Source organism: Lutibacter sp. TH_r2, assembly GCF_033101135.1.
Lineage (GTDB): Bacteria > Bacteroidota > Bacteroidia > Flavobacteriales > Flavobacteriaceae > Lutibacter.
The window spans coordinates 137,023-156,027 of sequence record NZ_JAWMPV010000001.1; the positions used below are offsets into that span (position 1 = coordinate 137,023).

A 19,005-nucleotide genomic window follows, 5' to 3' on the forward strand; every position below is an offset into this window, starting at 1 on the left:
TTATAAATTTAGAAACACTAATTTAGAAGTTAGTTTCACGAACCAAAACGTATGGTTTACTCAATTATACGTCTGTTTGATACTTAATACAAGTATCTTTAGTATCTAAAATAAACCAATTATGAAAAAAATTGCCATAACACTAATGTCCATATTTTTATTTTCTAACTTTTCAAACGCTCAAAAATTCGATAATTATTCTGAATTATGGAAAGAAGTTCAACAATTTGAAGTAAAATCTTTACCTAAATCGGCTTTAGAAGTTGTAGAAACCATCTATAAAAAAGCAAAAAAAGAAGAGAATTCTGCACAAATTGTAAAAACGCTTCTATACAAGTCCAAATTTACAATGACTTTAGAAGAAAATGCGCAATTAAAAATAATTGACCAATTTAAAACTGAAATTGAAAATGCTAAAACTCCAACTAAAAATGTACTAGAAAGTGTGTTAGCAAACATATATTGGCAATATTTTAAACAAAATAGATACAAATTCTATAATAGAACAAAAACTGCTGAAAAAATTTCTTCAGATTTTAGAACCTGGGATTTAAATACGCTGTTTAATGAAATCCATACTCATTTTCAAAAATCTTTACAAAACGGAATTATACTTCAACAAACAAATTTAGATACGTTTAACGATATTTTACACCTTCAAAAAGATTCTAAAAAATACAGACCAACTTTATACGATTTTATTGCACACAACGCACTAGACTTATACAAAACACCTGAAAACTCAATTACAAAACCTGCTAATAAATTTGAACTCTCGACAAAAGATTTCAATCAATTTTTTAAAACAAATGAAAGCTATTTAAATGAAGTTGATCAGCAATCTTTACAATTAAACGCTTTAAAAATTTATCAAAACTTAATTGCTTTTCATAATAAAACCAATAACAAAAATGCATTTGTTTCGGCAGAATTAGCGCGCTTAAAATTTGTAAATCAAAACGCATATTTTGAAGGTAAAGATGCTATTTATTTTGAAAACCTAACAGCACTGAAACAAAACTTCAAAAACCACGAAGCTTCAACATTAATAGATTTTGAAATTGCTAGTATTCACAACAAAAATGGAAATTTATACAATGCTGAAAACAACAAACATCAATTTGAAAAAGCAAAAGCACTAGAAATATGCGAATTAGCTATTAAAAATTTCCCTGAAAGTTTTGGAACAAAACAATGTAAAAGTTTAAAAACTAGTATTCTACAGCCAAGTTTAAATTTGTTAACTGAAAAACACATTCCAACAGAAAAGCATTCGAAGTTTTTAGTTTCTTACAAAAATTTAAACGAGTTACATACTTCTATTTATAGCATTTCAGAAAATGAAATTAGAAGCTTCAAAAAAATTCACAACGATTCTTTAAAAATTGCATTTATAAACAAACTCACTAAAATTGAAACGTTACAAAACACCTTAAAAAACGAAAAAGATTATCAGCAACATAGTACAGAAATTGTATTACCAGCTTTAAAAAACGGTAATTATTTACTAGTTACTTCACCACAAAAAGCAATTAACAAAAATGCTACGTTTGCAACAACCAACATTCAGGTTAGCAATATTTCTTTAATTCAAAAAAGTAATAATGAACAAAATATTTTTCAAGTAATTGATAGAAATACAGGTAAACCATACAAAAAGGCTTCCGTTTCAGTTAAAAATTATAATACAGGAAGATACAATAGAGCTATTTCTAGAAATTTTACTTCAAATGAAATTGGAGAGTTTAGTTTTAAAACTAACCATTATCATAGAAATGTAATTATTTCTGTAGAAACAGCGGATGAAAAAGCATCTTTTGGCGATTATTATTTAAGCGAAAACAGAAAACAAAAAGTTGAAAAAAGTGAAGATGAAGAAATTGTAATTAGACCATTTATTTTTACTGATAGAAGTATATATCGTCCTGGGCAAACGGTTCATTTTAAAGCTATTTTTATAAAAAAACAAGGTGAAAAAACCGAAGTTTTAACCAATGAATATGTTGAATTTATTTTAGAAAATCCTAATGGTGAAGATGTAAAACAATTGGATTTAAAATTGAACGAATTTGGTTCAACTTCCGGAACTTTTATTTTACCAAACAATGGTTTAAACGGTGAATACACAATAAATATAGATGGTAGTTATGAGTACGATAGTAAATTATTTGATGATGGAGATTACTATTTTGACAATGATACTTATAGATTTTCTGTTGAAGAATACAAACGCCCAAAATTTGAAGCCGAATTTAAACCTGTAACTGAAACTTTTAAACTAAACAATTCGGTTACCGTAAAAGGAAATGCAATTGCTTTTGCTGGTAGTTCTATTACCAATGCCAAAGTTAATTATAAAGTGCATAGAAAAGTAGTGTATCCTCGTTGGTTTTATTGGTATCGTCCTTCACACAATACTTCCGAAGCAATGGAAATTACGCACGGTGAAACTACAACCGATAACCAAGGAAATTTTGAAATTACGTTTAAAGCAATACCAGATAAAAGTGCTGATGCTAACAACAAACCTGTATTTACCTATGAAATTGAAGCCGATATTACAGACATTAATGGAGAAACTAGAAGCGCTACAACTACTGTAAAAGTTAGCGACCATACATTAGCTATTTCGGCAAGTATTTCAAGTAAAATAGATTTAAATAAAAAAGAACAGATTGTATCATTAACAACTAATAATTTAAATGGAGAATTTGTTCCAACCAAAGGAACTCTAAAAATTTATAAGTTATTATCACCTATCAATGTTTTAAGAGAAAGACCTTGGAATGTTCCAGATTATCAAAATCTTTCAAAAGCAGCATATCAAAATTTATTTCCTTACGAACCTTATACAAATGATGAAAACAATATAAATAATTGGAAAAAAGGAGCTTTATCTTTTGAAACTGAATTTAACACCGAAGAAAGTAAAGAATTGGTATTGAAAAATCTAAAAAAATGGGAAATTGGTAGCTATGTTATTGAAGTTGAAGCACAAGATAAATTCAATCAAAAAGTTGAAGACAAAACTCGTTTTTCGGTTTTTAACTCTAAAAAACCTGCAATTGCAGATAAGCAATTATTTGAAATTTCAACCAATAAAAATGTATACAAAGTAAATGAGACCGTTGAATTAAAAGTAGGAACATCTGCTAAAGAAGTTTATGTAACCATTGCTATAGAAAAGCAACACAAAATTGTAAATCAGCAAATTATTAAGTTAAATAACGAAGTTAAAACCATTAAAATTCCCGTTACTGAAGAAGATTTAAGTGGTTTTGCAGTAAAGTATAGTTTTTCAAAATACAATGAATTTAAAAGTGGAACGGTTAAAATTAACGTGCCATCTACCATAAATAATTTACAAATTGAAACGCAGACTTTTAGAGATAAATTACAACCAGGACAAGAAGAGACTTGGAGTTTTAACATAAAAGGTAAAAACAAAGACAAAGTAACTGCTGAAATTTTAGCCAGTATGTACGATGCTTCATTAGATCAGTTTAAATCGCATAGTTGGAGTTTTAATCCAATTCAACATTCTACTTATTACAGTTATAACAATTGGAATAGTAATAACGCTTACGGCAATACAAACTTTAGAGTTTATAATTTACCTAGACATTATTATCAACAACAAACACAACAATTTGACAACTTAAATTGGTTTGGATTTAGCTTAAATAACAACAGATACTTACAAAGACAATATATGGTGAAAGCCAAAGCTTCTGTTGAACGTAAAGAATCTCAAAGAAGTTCTTTTGATAAAATAGTTTCTGGTGTAGTTACTGATAGCACAGGAGATCCATTACCTGGAGTTACAGTTGTTATTTCTGGTACTTCTTATGGAACTCAAACAGATTTTGATGGAGCCTATTCATTAAAGGTTAAAAAAGATGATGAGCTACTTTTTAACTATATCGGATTTATGCCAACGGGAGTTGTTGTTGGAAAATCATCTACAATAGATATAGAACTTGAAGAAGATTCAGCTGCATTAGACGAAGTTGTAGTTGTAGGATATGGAACTACAAAAAAATCTAATATAACCGGAGCTGTTTCTACTGTTCTTGAAGGACAAGTTGCAGGTGTTTCAATAGCAGAAGCAGATGGCGCTCCAGGTGCTGATAAAAAAATAATGATTAGAGGTTCAGCTTCAATAAATGGTAATAATCAACCTTTATATATTGTTGATGGTGTTCCTGTAGAAAAATTTGAAATTGATAATGCAGACGTTTTTTCTATTAATATATTAAAAGATGCTGCTGCAACATCACTTTATGGTTCAAGAGCTGCAAACGGAGTTGTTATAATTTCAACCAAAAGCGGACAAGAAAAACTAGAAAAAGAATTGGCGAATGTTAAAGCACGTAAAAACTTTAAAGAAACTGCATTTTTCTTTCCTCATTTAAAAACAGATAGAGATGGAACTGTAAGCTTTAGCTTTACAATGCCCGAAGCTTTAACACGTTGGAAATTGCAATTATTGGCACATACGCCACAATTAGAAACCGCCACCAAAACATTAACAACGGTAACTCAAAAAGAGTTGATGGTATTACCAAATCCACCACGATTTTTACGTGAAGGTGATGTAATTCAGTTTTCTAGTAAAATTTCAAATCTGTCTGACAAACCTTTAAATGGAGTTGCTCAATTGGTATTGACCGATGCAATTTCAGGAAAAGATATTACTAATCAGCTTCTTAAAGCTTCTCTCCCTTCGGGAGAGATGTCCAAAGGACAGAGAGGGCTTCAAAACTTTACTGTTGATGCTAAAGGAAATACAAATACAACTTGGAGTTTAACAATTCCAGACAATGTACAAGCCATACAGTATAAAATAGTAGCAAAAGCTGGTGAATTTTCAGATGGCGAACAAAATGTATTACCTGTTTTATCAAATAGGATGTTGGTTACCGAAACCTTGCCAATGTGGGTACGAAGTAATCAAACAAAAACATTTAGTTTAGATAAGTTGAAAAATCAGACTTCGACTACGCTAAGTCACCATAAATTAACATTAGAAATCACTTCCAATCCGGCTTGGTATGCAGTGCAAAGTTTACCGTATTTAATGGAGTATCCTTATGAATGTGCCGAGCAAACATTCTCACGTTATTATGCAAATACCTTGGCAAGTCATATTGCGAATTCAAATCCACGTATTCAAGAAGTATTTAACTTATGGAAAACCAGCGACGCATTGGTTTCTAATTTAGAGAAGAATGAAGAATTAAAATCTATTATTATTCAGGAAACTCCTTGGTTGCGTGATGCTCAAAATGAAACGAAACAGAAGAAAAGAATCGGTTTGTTATTCGACTTGAATAAAATGAAAAATGAGCAAGAAATTGCTTTAAATAAATTAAAGGAATTACAATTCTCAAATGGTGGTTTCCCTTGGTTTAAAGGAAGTAAATACCCAAACAGATATATTACACAACACATTGCATCAAGTTATGGACATTTAAAAAAGATTTGGTCGTTGAGCGGAGTCGAAACGCAAAAAGATGAGACTGAAAAAATGATAACAAAAGCTGTCAAGTTTTTAGATGATGAAATTCTTAATGATTATAACAAGTTGTTGGAACAAGCTAAAAAAATAAGAGATAAAGCAAAGACAAAAGCTAAAGGAATTAAAGCTGAACAAGAATTTTTAGAGAAAAATAATTTAGGTCATACACAATTACATTACTTGTATATGCGTAGTTTTTATAAAGAGTTAGAAATTTCTTCAAAGGTTCAAACAGCAGTGGACTATTACACAAATCAATCGGCAACCTTTTGGACAGATTTCAACTTATATTCCAAAGGTATGATTGCATTAATTCAGTATAGAAATGACAATAAATTAATTCCTGCTGAAATATTAAAATCGTTAAAAGAAAACAGTATATCTAGCGAAGAATTAGGAATGTATTGGAAAGAAAACACACCAAGTTGGTTTTGGTATCAAGCACCAATTGAAACACAAGCACTGTTAATTGAAGTATTTTCAGAAATTGAAAATGATAGTGCAATTGTAGATGAATTAAAAGTTTGGCTATTAAAAAACAAGCAAACAACACAATGGAAAACAACCAAAGCAACAACTGAAGCTGTGTATGCTTTATTATTACAAGGCAGCGATTGGCTTTCGGTAAATGAATCGGTTGAAGTTACCGTAGGAAAACAAAAAATAGAACCTTCAAAATCTTCAACCATAAAAGTTGAAGCTGGAACTGGTTATTTTAAAACTTCGTGGAATGGAACTGAAATCACTTCAGAAATGGGAGATGTTACTATTTCTAAAAAAGATGAAGGTATTGCTTGGGGCGGATTGTATTGGCAATATTTTGAAGATTTAGATAAAATTACTTCATCCGAAACTCCATTGAAATTAAGCAAGAAATTATTCTTAAAATCGAATACAAATACTGGAAAAGAGTTAACTGAAATAACAGAAACCTCAACGCTTAAATTGGGTGATTTAATTACAGTACGAATAGAATTAAAAGTGGATAGACCAATGGAATTTGTTCATATGAAAGATATGCGAGCAAGTGGTTTAGAGCCAATAAACGTGCTTTCTAGCTACAAATGGCAAGATGGTTTGGGTTATTATGAAAGTACCAAAGATGCTTCAACCAACTTTTTTATGGAACGTTTACCAAAAGGTGTGTATGTTTTTGAATACGATTTACGTGTAAACAATGCTGGTAATTTCAGCAACGGAATTACAACCATTCAAAGTATGTATGCTCCTGAATTTAGCAGTCATAGTGAAGGTGTTAGAATTGAGGTTAACTAAAATAAAATTAATTAAATTTATAGAACAATAAAAAAATAATCAATTATGAGTTTTATTACCATTAAAAAATCACATATTGAAGCAGAGCTATTAATACTTAAAAGTAAATTAGAATCTGAAGGAATAAAATGTTATTTAAAAAATGAATTTACAACTCAAATTATGAATTATATGCCTTCATTTGAAGTTGAACTTCAGGTATCAAATATAGATTTAGAAAAAGCATTAGAGGTATTAAATGAGATGAATACCAATTAAAAAATTACCTTTGCATAAAAATATAAAAAATGGATTTAAATCTGATTCCGAATATAAAACATACAGAAAGTAATAACTTTTTTCTATTAGCTGGACCTTGTGCTATTGAAGGTGAAGAAATGGCGTTACGCATAGCTGAACATATTTTAAAAGTAACTGATAAGCTAGAAATTCCTTTTATTTTTAAAGGTAGTTTTAAAAAAGCAAACAGAAGTAGAATTGATAGTTTTACAGGAATTGGAGATGAAAAAGCATTAAAAATATTGAGAAAAGTTTCTGAAACTTTTAATGTTCCAACGGTTACAGATATTCATACCAATGAAGATGCTGCAATGGCCGCACAATATGTAGATGTATTACAAATACCAGCATTTTTAGTACGTCAAACAGATTTAGTAGTTGCAGCTGCAAAAACAGGAAAGGTTGTGAACTTGAAAAAAGGACAGTTTATGAGTCCTTCAGCAATGAAACACGCAGTACAAAAAGTTAAAGATTCTGGAAACGAAAAAGCTTGGATTACCGATAGAGGAACTATGTTTGGTTACCAAGATATGATTGTTGATTTTAGAGGAATTCCTGAAATGCAACAATACGCTCCTACTGTTTTAGACGTTACGCATTCATTACAACAACCAAATCAGACTAGTGGTGTAACTGGTGGAAGACCAGATATGATTGAAACTATTGCTAGAGCAGGTGTTGCTGTTGGTGTTGACGGTTTATTTTTAGAAACTCATTTTGATCCGGCAAATGCAAAAAGTGACGGTGCAAATATGCTAGACTTACAATATTTAGAAGGTTTATTAAGTAATTTAGTTGCTATTAGAAAAACAATTAATAGTTTTAAATAAACTTTTTTAGTATGGTAAACTTAATTCAACATCTCATACTATTAAACCAAGATTAATAAGACCCTGAAATAAATTCAGGGTGACGATATTAATATTACACAAACCACGCTTTATCACTATTTTTAATAAAATAGCGATATCTTTCTCCATGTTCATTAAAATCTTCTAAAGTTTTAACTCGAATTGAAAATATAATAGTTATAAAAAAATTATCCAAAAATTGAATTACAACTTCTGGATAATTTTTCTATTTCTAAATTCTAAAAGTAATCTTATTTTTTTATAAATTCTTCAGTTAAAACACCTTTGTTTGTTTCAATAGATACAAAATACATCCCTTTTGATAAGCTATTTACGTTAAGTTCTGAATTTAATTCATTTGTTTTATAAACTACTCTACCATTAAGATCTGAAATAGTTAACGCTTTAATATTTTCAGAATTACTTAATTTTATGTTTAAAATATCACTAACTGGGTTTGGAAAAATATTTAATGTGTTTTTTACTAAACTATATTCCGAAGTACCTAAAACAACATTGGATAATACTTCCATTACTTCTGTATTTTCACTTATACCAGCCCCAGGAACAGAAAGATTTATACTTGTATTTCTAAACACTAAATTACCCGTACTATTATCGTAATAATTATAAGTTGTTTGTGTAGCTGTCCCTGGAAATATAATTGCTGTAAAACTTATATTTTGTATAATTTTTAAACGTGTTACATTAGCACCGTATGCTCCAGAGCCAACATCGTTCATATTTAATGTACCAGTGGCATCAACAGCTGTATTAATTGTTCCTGTAAATGAAACAGTAGTTCCAGAATAAGTTAATGTACCAGAAATAGGATCTGTATTGTTATAAGCATAACTTAATGGAAACGTTCCTATAAGTGCATTATCTGTATTATAATTAAAATCAGCATCTGTAGTTTCTGCTCCGGTTAACGATATTTCATTAGCAATATCTTTAGAAAATAATTTGGTAGTTGTTGACCCAGAAGTTGTTGTTTGAACTGTTGTTGTTCCTGGATAATCTACTAACTCTGTTGAAGTTGGAGCTGTATGTACATCTGAAGATGTTCCAGCAGATGTGAATGTATTAAAATTCCAAGTTAACCCTGTTCCTGCTGTACTTTGATCTATTGCTGGTGTAGATGTTACAACAGTATAATTTGCAGATAGCGCATTATTATAAGTACTTATAGTTTGCGAGAAACCAAATAATGAAGCTAATAATGTAATAAAAAGTAATTTTGTTTTCATAGTTTAATTTTTTTTGATTTAAAAAAACAAATTACAAAAATTATTCAATATAAAACACTAAAGATTAAAACATTACAATATTTTAATTATTAACTATAATTTTATAAGAACCAAGCTTTTTTACTTTTTTCCAGTTGGCTACAAGCAAGTTCTAATAATTTCACAAATTCTTTTTCATTAAAATCTTCTAGAGATTTAACTTGAATTGAGCGTACTTGTTTACGGTTGTTATAGTTTTTAAGAATAGGAAACTCTTTTTCAAATAGAATGCCTTGAACAAATGCAATATCTACAAAATTGGTTCCTTTTAAAACATTTAAATACAGCATTGGTTTTTTACAATGCATAAAAAAAGGAATTTTGTAGCTAAACTTTTCTTGAACTTTAGGTAAGGTTTTATGAATAACACTTCTTACATAAAGCATAATTGATTGGTAAGATTCCTTTTGGCTATATAAATAATTGTCTATTGGGTTCATAAAAAAACACCAACAAGATATAAATTTTTGTTGGTGTTTTAAATTAAAATTATGAATTACTTCAAATTCTTATCCACATTTAGAATGTCCACAACTTTTACATTTTAAACAGCCTTCTTCATAAATTAATCCTTCTGGATCACCACATTCAGGACATTTTTTATCTACTGCTTCAGTACCATCAACAACAAATTGTTTTAGTGTACGAGCAATACCATTTTTCCATGTATTAATATTAGTATCGTACATATTTAAATTGTTAACTAAATCAACAACATATGGAATTGGCATTCCGTGACGTAATACACCAGAAATTAATTTGGCATAGTTCCAATACTCTTTATCAAAAGTTCTAGATAAACCTTCTAGCGTTACTTTATATCCTTGTTTATCAGCAAATTGGAAGTCGTATCTTGTATTTCCTTCATCGTCTTTATTTTTAATTACCCAACCTTCTTCTAACCAAGCTGGTAATAAAAATGCATCTTCTAATTTCCCTGTAAATATTTCGTAAGGACGGTTATTTATTAATCCTACAACGGCTACCCATTTATCGTAATCATTTTGAAAACGAACTACTTTAGCATCAATTGTTTTTGGTCTTTTAGGGAAAATTGTTTCAGCATAACATCCTTCTCTTTTAGTATCTTTTTTATCATCATTTGAAACCAAAATTCCACTTCTAGAACCATCTCTATACACGGTAATTCCTTTCAATCCTTTTTTCCAAGAATCAATATAAATATCACCTACCAAATCTACAGAAACATCTTTAGCTAAATTTATTGTTGAACTAATTGAATGTGTGGTATATTTTTGAACTAAGGCTTGCATTTCAACACGCTTTTTCCAATCAATTTCTGGAGCTGTTGCACCTTTATATGGACTTTTTTCTATATCAGTTTCACCTGAAATTTCCATCCATTTTTTTAATTTGTTATGGTACACATCAAACTCTTCAAATTCATCACCCATATCATCTACATATGCAACTTTTGCTCCTTCATCTTCCGCATTTACCTTTCTTCTTCGTTTGTAGGATAATAAGAAAACTGGCTCTATACCTGATGAAGTCTGTGCTAACATACTTAAACTACCTGTTGGTGCAACGGTACTAATAGAAATATTTCTACGCCCGTACTTCATCATTCTTTTATAAATATCTGGAAATTCTTTCTCTATCATTTGAACAAATTCCGAATATTTTTCAATTTCAGGATTAAATACTTTGAATTTTCCACGTGTAATGGCCATATCAATACTACTGTCAAATTCACCTCTAAATTTAACTTTCATAATATCATCAACTACAGCAATTGCTTCATCAGTATCAAATTTTAACCCTAAAGCAGCCACTGCATCAGCCAAGGCTGTAAAACCTAAACCGGTTCTTCTTCCGGTTTTTCCAGCTTTATATAATAATTTCCAAGTATCAATTTCAACCTGTTTAATTTCCATTGGCTCCTTATCATGCATTATTTTGTTGAAAATTTTATCAACTGCTTCTAATTCTAAATCAACTAAATCATCCATTAAACGTTGAGTTTCATAAACAACTTTATAGAATTTTTTATAATCAAATGAAGCTTTATCTGTAAAAGGATTTTTTACAAAACTGTATAGGTTAACTGCAATTAGTCTACAGCTATCTCCACCTTGCATTGCAATTTCAGAACAAGGGTTTGTTGAGCTATTTTCAAAACCTGGATATATTGATGAAGTTGAATAATAATGCTGACGATCCCAAAAAATTAATCCTGGCTCTGCAGTATTATGCGCACATTTAATAATAGTATCCCAAAGTTCTTTTGCTTTAATGGTTTTTTTGTAAACAGGTTCTTTACTATCAATTGGCCAACGTAAGGTATAATCATCATCATTTACAACTGCCATCATAAATTCATCACTTAAACGCAATGAAATATTAGCACCAGTTACCTTTTTTAAATCTTGCTTAATAGTTACAAAATCTTCAACATCTGGATGGGCAATATCCATTGTTAACATTAATGCTCCTCTTCTACCGTTTTGTGCAACTTCACGTGTTGTATTTGAAAAACGGTGCATAAAGGAAACGGCTCCTGTTGTTGAGCCTGCTGAATTAGAAACTGTAGCTCCATTTGGACGTAAATTTGATAAATCTACACCAACTCCACACCTTCTTTTAAATAATTGTGCCAATTGTTCATCTGTATGAAAAATTCCTCCATAAGAATCATATACTGGTGGAACAACCACACAGTTTGATAAAGATGCTATTACATTTTTATTTCCTAATGAAGACATTACACTACCTTGCGGAATAGTATATTTAAAGTCTTGAAAAAGCTCAAAAATAGCCTTTTCATCTAAAGATTTACGTTCTTTCCCGTATTCCGATAAGCCTTCTTTATCCTTTTTACCATCATCATATTTTTTTTCAATACGAGCAAATTCAGCAGCCATTCTAGTATGCATATCTTCAGGAGAAGATTCTAAAAATTCTCCATCTTTATTCTTCATTGCATACTTGTTCATCCAAGTTGTTGCGGCTAATTCATCACCATTAAAATAATCTAAACATTTAGCTAACACATCTTTATATGTGAAAATCTTTGGAAATACTAATTCTTCTGTCATAATTCTTAAGCAAAATTTTATATTCAGTTTTGAGAAATTAAAATTAGCTAATTATTAATCCTATTTTATCTATAACTAAAATTAGTTATCTACATTTTATTGTTGAAAAGTTTGTTGAATTAATTTTTTTGCACTTACTTTGTGTTTCAAAGTACTTTCTCTATGAGCGAAAAAGATTATTTACAAGATATTACGGAGATTAAAGCTATTATGAATAAATCAACACGATTTATTTCGTTAAGTGGATTGTCTGGAATTTTAGCAGGAATTTATGCTTTATTAGGATCAGCTTTTGGATACTTTTTAATTAATTCGTATAAAACTAATGAAAGTCCAATTAGTTTAATGCCATTAAATTATTTTGAACTTATTATTATTACCGTTGCCATTACAATTTTGTTACTATCCGTTATTACTGCATTTATTTTAACACGGAAAAAGGCTAAAAAAAATAATGAAACAGTATGGAATAGTACTTCTAAAAGATTACTTGTGCACTTTTTAATTCCATTACTTTCTGGTGGTGTATTTTGTGTGGTTTTATATCAATATAATTTAATTGGCTTAATTGCTTCTTGTACCTTGGTTTTTTATGGTTTGGCATGTATAAATGCAAGTAAATACACTTTAGGTGATATTTTTTATTTAGGCTTAGCAAATGTTGTATTAGGCTTAATTGCTACGCAATTTATTGGTTTTGGTTTATTCTTTTGGGCTTTAGGCTTTGGTGTTTTTCATATTATTTATGGTACCTTAATGTATAATAAGTACGATAAATAAACATTAAAATGAAAAATATTCTTCAACATATAAATAAAGCATTTGACAACAAAATTCGGTTAGGAATTATGGCAGCTCTTATGGTGAATGATTATTTAGATTTTAATTCGTTAAAAGAAATATTAGGCGTTACCGATGGAAATCTTGCTAGTCATATTAAAGCTTTGGAAAAAGTAGATTATATTAAAATTGAAAAACAATTTATTGGAAAAAAACCGAATACTAGATATAGCATAACTAAACTTGGACAATTAGAATTTAAAAAACACATTACTGCTCTTGAAAAATTAATACATAACAAATAATATTTTTTTAACTATTTACTTTGTTTTTCAAAGTACTTTTAATTTAAACATATGGAAACACAAAAAAACAAATTTGGCAACTGGCTAAAAAACTCAATTACAGCAAGAATGCTTATGGTAGGTATTTTAATTATTGTGCTACTTATTCCTCTTTCATACATTCAATCTCTTATAGTAGAGCGATCATCAAGACAAGAATCTGTTGTGAATGAAATTAATCAGAAATGGGGAAATGAAGTTTTATTATATGGCCCTATTCTAAAGGTTCCTTATAAAACGTATACCGAAAAATTGTTAACCAATAGTGAAACCAAAAAGGTTACAAAAGAAACTATTGAGCATACTAATTATGCCTACTTTTTTCCTGAAGAATTAAATATTGAAAGTGAAATAAATCCTGAAGTAAAACAACGTGGTATTTATAAAACCTCAGTATATAAAAGTTCTATAAAACTTAACGGAAGTTATTCTAAACCAAACTTCAATTCTATTGAAGCAAATGATAAAGATATTCTTTGGGAAAAGGCTACCGTAATTATTAAAACTTCAAACCTAAAAGGAATTAACAATCAAGTTGAAATAGCACTAAATAAACATAATTACAGCTTTGTTCCAAAATATGAGCAGCAAGATAGAAATATATATAACAAAGAAGTTTCAATGCATAAACTAGAAACTTCTTATTTAGATAAGGAAGGTTTAATTTCAAAAAAAGGACAATTGTTTTCAATAAACCTAACCATTAGCGGTAGTAAACAATTCAAAGTAATTCCAATAGGTAGAGAGACTGACTTAAATGTAAAATCTAACTGGAAAACTGCAAACTTTATTGGTGAATTTTTACCTTTAAACAACGATAAAATTACGGATGATGGTTTTAATGCGAAATGGAAAGTTCTTCATATAAACCGACCTTTCTCACAGGAATATTTTAAACATTTACCAAATTTAAAAGAATTTGCTTTTGGTGTAAACTTTATGATTCCTGTAGATGAATATCAAAAAAGTGAACGATCCGCCAAATATGGATTTTTAGTAATTGCACTTACTTTTTTAGTGTTCTTTTTAATACAAAGCATTAGTAAAATTCCAATTCACCCGTTTCAATATTTAATGATTGGGTTAGCACTTACCATGTTCTATACATTACTTATATCAATTTCAGAACATAGTAATTTTTTAAAAGCGTATTTAATTGCAGGAATATCAGTAATTGGATTAATAGTTTTATACTCAAAATCTATTTTAAAAACCTTTAAGTTTCCTTTATTTATAGGAGTTTCACTAACGGCATTGTACACTTTTATATATGTAATTATCCAGTTAGAAAACTATGCCTTATTGGTTGGAAGTATTGGTTTGTTTACCATTCTAGCATTGGTAATGTATGCTTCACGAAAAATTGATTGGAGTTTTTAATTTATATGTTAAAGAGAAGAACTTTTTAAAAGTTCTTCTCTTTATTAAAATATTTACTAGCCTATTGTTCAGGGTTTTTATCAATCATTTTATTTGAAAAATTAATTTCTCAATTTTCTAATTAAATCTTCTAAACCGTTTAATTTAAGCTCATAAACCAAATTTAGCATATCACCTAACTTACCTTTAGGAAAACCTTTGTTGTGATACCACACCACATAATGTTCCGGTAAATCAATTAAATACCTATTCTTGTATTTTCCAAAAGGCATTTTTGTATTTGCTAATTTTTCTAAATAATGTTGATTATTCAAGTCCATCAACATAATCTTGTAAATACCTAAATCTCTTTTTTAACTTTCCTTTACCAGTTACTTGAGCTCGTTTTAATACACCTTCTTCATCTTTATTAAAATAGGACGGAATTACATGTTCAGCAAAACTTTTACCAAATCCGTCTGAAGCATCTTTAGGCAATTCACATGGTAAATTATCAACGGCCATAACAGCAATTGCATCTTCATTTAAAAAATCAACTTCCTTTTCTTCTAAAGGTGAATATCCATAAATAGGATCTGCTATAGTAGATGGTTTAATTGTACAAGCAACAGGTCCATCAATATCACAACTTATGTCTGCAACAACTTTTATATTGAATTCTGAATTTTTAGCATCTTCTCTTGTAAAAATAAATGGCGCATTATCTCCATAAAAATGTCCGGCAATATACATATCTGCCACTTTGGCAAACCTCATAAAATTACTTTGATACGCACCAGGATGCGTAAAAAAATCTTGATAACCTTTTACATAACCATCTTTTCTAACATTATAATCTAATGCGTCTATTTGAACAAAAACGGGTTCATTAAACGTATCATTTAAAAATTCATTTACAGTGACTTCACGCATTTCCATTCCTTCCAACATTTCCTTTGCTCCATTTCCTACTCTACCGCAACCAGTAAGTACAACTTTTATGCTAGGAAGTTTCACTTTCTGCATTTCATCAATCAATTCTTGTTGATTGTGTAATACTTCAGCTTTAGGCATTTTAAATAATTTAGATTTTAAACCATACGTTCTTAATCCATTGTAAGCCCCAACAATACCAGCATATCTACCAAATGCAACTAAACGCATATTGTGTTTATCTACTATTGCTTCATGATCAAATAACTTAATATTATTTTTAATAATAGCTTTTAATAACTCCCTGTTATACGATTGCTTTTTAATAGTGTGAGAAAAGAAAAAATAGGATTTATTAGGAATTAAATTTTCGATTGGAACCTCTTTCACACCCAATAAAACATCACAATCTGATACATCATTAACAACTTCAATTCCATATTTTTTATAAGATTCATCGGAATAAACTCTAATATCGGAACTTTCAACTTTAATTGTTAATTGCGGATATTCTTTCAGAATTTCTTTACATTTTTTAGGCGATAAAACTACTCGTCTATCTGGTGGGTTTTTACGTTCTTTTATAATTCCTAACTTCATAAAACTAATTTGGTCTAAAATTTGTACTAAGATATAGCATTTAAAGGATTCCACAAATGAATTGTATTACATAAATTTTGTACATTTGCCATCCTTTGGAAAAGATCTTTGAATTATTGGGGACGACTGGTTTTGACAGCGAGGTCAATGTAACTAGAAGCATGTCGAGTAATGAAATAGCACTCGTAAATCACAATTTCAAACTTTTAAACGGCGAGAATAACTACGCTTTAGCTGCTTAATCCGAATCACAGTAGGATAAGCCTCGGCACACAAGGTGTGCAAGCTAAATGTCTCTTGAAAGCCTTGGTTAATGGCGTTCTAAATTGAGGCATCGTAAAAATTAACATAGGAAAGTTAGCGTTTCGATGATTTTCTGAAGCTAAAGAAAATAAGCTTAAAGTGGGCGGTTTTTGGTCATCTTTAAGTCGAAAATTAAACAAAAACTAAACATGTAGAAACTACTTATGTTGCTTGTTTGGACCCGGGTTCGATTCCCGGCGTCTCCACTATTTTAAATTTTTAATCTATTTTTTTAAATTGTACATCATCTAAATAGAAAGTTCCAATACCTCCCCATTTAGGATTTGTTGAAACTGAAAATACCATTTTTTTGGTTGCTTTTTCTATAATTAATTTTTTTGATAATTCTACCCATTCACCTTTTTTTACTTTATTTAATTTAAAAGCTACTGAATGCCATGGGTTTTGAAAATTTATCGAAAATCCTTTTACTACACTATAATCTTCTTGCCAAACTTTTAAAGTTACCTCATATGTTCCTGGCTCTATAGTTTCAGAATTTTTTATAAACTCTACATGTTTTAATTCTGAATCTACACTACCACTTTTAAACTTTAAAGAATATATTCCTTCAGCAGCTCTTTCATTATTAATATTCCAAATTTGGTTGTGTTGTGTAGACCAACCATCCTTACTTTCAAAACCAATTGTTTTATCTTGTGCAAATAGTTCAGTTAAGCTTAAACTTATAAATACAATTAATAATAGATTAGTTTTCATGTTATTTAGTTTTAAATTCTTTATAAATACAACTTTAATTAAATATACAAAAAAGGATTTATAAATAGTAGATTATTATACTAGCTAATTATTTATTTAATCGCTATTCTATTACAAATGTTAGACTTTTTTATAAAAAAAAGCAATAGAAACTAAACCGTCAGTAAAGTTTAACATTTTTTAACATTATTACATGTTTTTTTTTGTACTTTTGTTCATGGTAAGTTAATACTTACCAATCTTTTTCATAGCAATTTTCCTCACTCGAAAGAGTGAGGTTTATTTTTTTATAAACTTCCGTATTTTCACTACATTTGCTGCCCTTATAAAATTAACTATATGCTATTTGGAATTTCAATTACAGAATGGGTAGGTTATTTAGCTTCTTTAGCGCTAATAATTTCTTTTTTAATGAAAAATATGTACACTTTAAGAATAATTAATTCTATTGGTGCCATTCTATTTGTTGTTTATGGAATTTTATTAAAAACATCCTATCCAATTATAATTACTAATGCTTTTATTTTAATGGCTAATATTTATTATTTACTTTTAAAGAAAAGAACTGATTCCCTTTGAAAAAAATAGTTGTATCTGTATATAATGACATAAGTACTGACCAAAGAGTTCAGAAAATTTGCAATTCACTAATTGATTTTGGGTTTGAAGTATTTGTTATAGGAAGAAAAAAACCGCTTAAAAATTTAGACGTAGATTTAAATTTTAAAACACATAAATTTAATTTACTTTTTAAAAAAGGATTTCTATCATATGCGGAATTTAATACTCGCTTATTTTTTAAGCTTCTTTTTATAAAAAAAGATATTCTTTTAGCTAACGATTTAGACACCTTACTTCCCAACTTTATTGTAAGCAAGCTTTTCAATAAAAAATTGGTTTATGATTCTCATGAGCTTTTTACTGAAATGCCAGAATTATCAAACAGACCATTTGTAAAAAGTATTTGGACAACAATTGAAAAATTGATATTTCCAAAACTCAAAAATGTTTATACAGTAAATAGTAAAATTGCATCAATTTATACTAATAAATACAAAGTTAATGTTAGAGTAATAAGAAATATTGCAAAAAAATATAAGCCACAAATAATTAATTCTGATTTTATTAAAAGAATAAAAGGCAACAACAAAATGCTTATTCTACAAGGCGGTGGAATTAATATTGATAGAGGTGCTGAAGAAGCTATTGAAATGATGCAATATCTTGAAAACACAATACTTTATATTATTGGATCAGGTGAAATTTTTGAGTTAATAAAACAACAAGTTATTGAATTAAAACTACAAGAAAAAGTTATAATAATTGATAGAATTCCCTATTTGGAACTTATGAAATATACACAAATTTCAGATTTAGGTCTTTCACTAGATAAAAATACAAACCTAAATTATATATTAAGTTTACCAAATAAAGTTTTTGATTACATCCAAGCTGAAACACCAATTCTAACCTCAAACACAAAAGTAGTTTCTAAACTTATTACAGAAAACAACATTGGATATGTTTCTAAAACTCACAATCCAAAAGAGTTAGCAAATATTGTAAATGATATTTTTAAGAATAATGAAAAGTATAACCAATGGAAAAAAAATCTAGAAACAGTTAGAGAAACTTTTAACTGGGAAAATGAAAGTAAAGTACTAAAAAAAATCTATCAGAATTTAAAATAAT

The 19,005-nt window shown here is 29.0% G+C and carries 14 protein-coding genes and 1 other RNA gene; 9 read left to right on the forward strand and 6 right to left on the reverse strand.

The window, feature by feature from the left end; translation table 11 throughout:
• Positions 1 to 121 precede the first annotated feature (121 nt).
• From R3X25_RS00705 to kdsA, 3 genes are read left to right on the forward strand one after another with little or no spacing between them, the layout of a single operon-like run.
• Complete coding sequence (locus R3X25_RS00705; RefSeq protein WP_317670848.1) at positions 122 to 6,796, forward strand: alpha-2-macroglobulin family protein; 6,675 nt, start codon at positions 122 to 124, stop codon at positions 6,794 to 6,796.
• A 45-nt stretch (positions 6,797 to 6,841) separates the two neighbouring features.
• Complete coding sequence (locus R3X25_RS00710; RefSeq protein WP_317670850.1) at positions 6,842 to 7,054, forward strand: DUF2007 domain-containing protein; 213 nt, start codon at positions 6,842 to 6,844, stop codon at positions 7,052 to 7,054.
• A gap of 29 nt (positions 7,055 to 7,083) precedes the next feature.
• The gene (gene kdsA, locus R3X25_RS00715; protein WP_317670852.1) at positions 7,084 to 7,905 is read left to right on the forward strand and encodes a 3-deoxy-8-phosphooctulonate synthase; all 822 of its coding nucleotides are present in this window, start codon (positions 7,084 to 7,086) and stop codon (positions 7,903 to 7,905) included.
• 272 nt (positions 7,906 to 8,177) lie between these two features.
• Here kdsA and R3X25_RS00720 read toward each other — a convergent pair whose 3' ends face one another.
• The 3 genes from R3X25_RS00720 to R3X25_RS00730 form a co-directional block, all read right to left on the reverse strand.
• Entirely contained in the window at positions 8,178 to 9,176 is a 999-nt protein-coding gene (locus R3X25_RS00720; protein ID WP_317670854.1) for a T9SS type A sorting domain-containing protein, read from the reverse strand.
• A gap of 101 nt (positions 9,177 to 9,277) precedes the next feature.
• Positions 9,278 to 9,655 carry a DUF1801 domain-containing protein gene (locus R3X25_RS00725; protein WP_317670856.1) on the reverse strand — a complete coding sequence of 126 codons (378 nt, stop codon included), beginning with the start codon at positions 9,653 to 9,655 and terminating at the stop codon, positions 9,278 to 9,280.
• 69 nt (positions 9,656 to 9,724) lie between these two features.
• Entirely contained in the window at positions 9,725 to 12,274 is a 2,550-nt protein-coding gene (locus tag R3X25_RS00730) for an adenosylcobalamin-dependent ribonucleoside-diphosphate reductase (protein WP_317670858.1), read from the reverse strand.
• Positions 12,275 to 12,436: 162 nt separating this feature from the next.
• On the opposite strand from R3X25_RS00730, the gene R3X25_RS00735 reads away from it, so the two are divergent.
• Genes R3X25_RS00735 through creD form a run of 3 tightly spaced genes read left to right on the forward strand, consistent with a single transcriptional unit; the run spans position 12,437 to position 14,778 of the window.
• Positions 12,437 to 13,054: a hypothetical protein gene (locus R3X25_RS00735; protein WP_317670860.1), complete on the forward strand. Its 618-nt coding sequence runs from the start codon at positions 12,437 to 12,439 to the stop codon at positions 13,052 to 13,054.
• 8 nt (positions 13,055 to 13,062) lie between these two features.
• A complete protein-coding gene (locus R3X25_RS00740) occupies positions 13,063 to 13,359 on the forward strand; it encodes a transcriptional regulator (RefSeq protein WP_317670862.1) in 297 nt (98 codons plus the stop codon).
• Between the two features lie 51 nt (positions 13,360 to 13,410).
• A complete protein-coding gene (gene creD, locus R3X25_RS00745) occupies positions 13,411 to 14,778 on the forward strand; it encodes a cell envelope integrity protein CreD (RefSeq protein ID WP_317670864.1) in 1,368 nt (455 codons plus the stop codon).
• A 101-nt stretch (positions 14,779 to 14,879) separates the two neighbouring features.
• On the opposite strand, the gene R3X25_RS00750 is transcribed toward creD, so the two are convergent.
• Both R3X25_RS00750 and R3X25_RS00755 read right to left on the reverse strand, forming a co-directional pair.
• Positions 14,880 to 15,098 carry a DUF3820 family protein gene (locus tag R3X25_RS00750; protein WP_317670866.1) on the reverse strand — a complete coding sequence of 73 codons (219 nt, stop codon included), beginning with the start codon at positions 15,096 to 15,098 and terminating at the stop codon, positions 14,880 to 14,882.
• Positions 15,085 to 16,290 (reverse strand): NAD(P)-dependent oxidoreductase, encoded by a 1,206-nt coding sequence (locus tag R3X25_RS00755; protein ID WP_317670868.1) that lies wholly within the window; start codon positions 16,288 to 16,290, stop codon positions 15,085 to 15,087. The genes R3X25_RS00750 and R3X25_RS00755 overlap by 14 nt, the downstream gene beginning before the upstream one ends.
• 118 nt (positions 16,291 to 16,408) lie before the next feature.
• Here R3X25_RS00755 and ssrA point away from each other — a divergent pair.
• Positions 16,409 to 16,802: a transfer-messenger RNA gene (gene ssrA / locus R3X25_RS00760) on the forward strand.
• Positions 16,803 to 16,812: 10 nt separating this feature from the next.
• Here the strand turns inward: ssrA and R3X25_RS00765 are convergent.
• Positions 16,813 to 17,313: a hypothetical protein gene (locus R3X25_RS00765; RefSeq protein ID WP_317670870.1), complete on the reverse strand. Its 501-nt coding sequence runs from the start codon at positions 17,311 to 17,313 to the stop codon at positions 16,813 to 16,815.
• A 339-nt stretch (positions 17,314 to 17,652) separates the two neighbouring features.
• On the opposite strand from R3X25_RS00765, the gene R3X25_RS00770 reads away from it, so the two are divergent.
• A complete protein-coding gene (locus tag R3X25_RS00770) occupies positions 17,653 to 17,892 on the forward strand; it encodes a uroporphyrinogen decarboxylase (RefSeq protein ID WP_317670872.1) in 240 nt (79 codons plus the stop codon).
• Complete coding sequence (locus R3X25_RS00775; RefSeq protein ID WP_317670874.1) at positions 17,889 to 19,004, forward strand: glycosyltransferase; 1,116 nt, start codon at positions 17,889 to 17,891, stop codon at positions 19,002 to 19,004. Before R3X25_RS00770 ends, R3X25_RS00775 begins: the two co-directional genes overlap by 4 nt.
• Position 19,005: the final 1 nt, after the last annotated feature.

Bases quoted from the DNA above. Each gene is read 5' to 3' on its own strand.
- R3X25_RS00770 (WP_317670872.1), top strand. From the start codon at position 17,653: ATGCTATTTGGAATTTCAATTACAGAATGGGTAGGTTATTTAGCTTCT.
- R3X25_RS00755 (WP_317670868.1), bottom strand. From the start codon at position 16,290: ATGAAGTTAGGAATTATAAAAGAACGTAAAAACCCACCAGATAGACGA.
- R3X25_RS00720 (WP_317670854.1), bottom strand. From the start codon at position 9,176: ATGAAAACAAAATTACTTTTTATTACATTATTAGCTTCATTATTTGGT.
- kdsA (WP_317670852.1), top strand. From the start codon at position 7,084: ATGGATTTAAATCTGATTCCGAATATAAAACATACAGAAAGTAATAAC.
- R3X25_RS00710 (WP_317670850.1), top strand. From the start codon at position 6,842: ATGAGTTTTATTACCATTAAAAAATCACATATTGAAGCAGAGCTATTA.
- R3X25_RS00740 (WP_317670862.1), top strand. From the start codon at position 13,063: ATGAAAAATATTCTTCAACATATAAATAAAGCATTTGACAACAAAATT.
- R3X25_RS00705 (WP_317670848.1), top strand. From the start codon at position 122: ATGAAAAAAATTGCCATAACACTAATGTCCATATTTTTATTTTCTAAC.
- R3X25_RS00750 (WP_317670866.1), bottom strand. From the start codon at position 15,098: ATGGACTTGAATAATCAACATTATTTAGAAAAATTAGCAAATACAAAA.
- R3X25_RS00725 (WP_317670856.1), bottom strand. From the start codon at position 9,655: ATGAACCCAATAGACAATTATTTATATAGCCAAAAGGAATCTTACCAA.
- creD (WP_317670864.1), top strand. From the start codon at position 13,411: ATGGAAACACAAAAAAACAAATTTGGCAACTGGCTAAAAAACTCAATT.
- R3X25_RS00730 (WP_317670858.1), bottom strand. From the start codon at position 12,274: ATGACAGAAGAATTAGTATTTCCAAAGATTTTCACATATAAAGATGTG.
- R3X25_RS00765 (WP_317670870.1), bottom strand. From the start codon at position 17,313: ATGAAAACTAATCTATTATTAATTGTATTTATAAGTTTAAGCTTAACT.
- R3X25_RS00735 (WP_317670860.1), top strand. From the start codon at position 12,437: ATGAGCGAAAAAGATTATTTACAAGATATTACGGAGATTAAAGCTATT.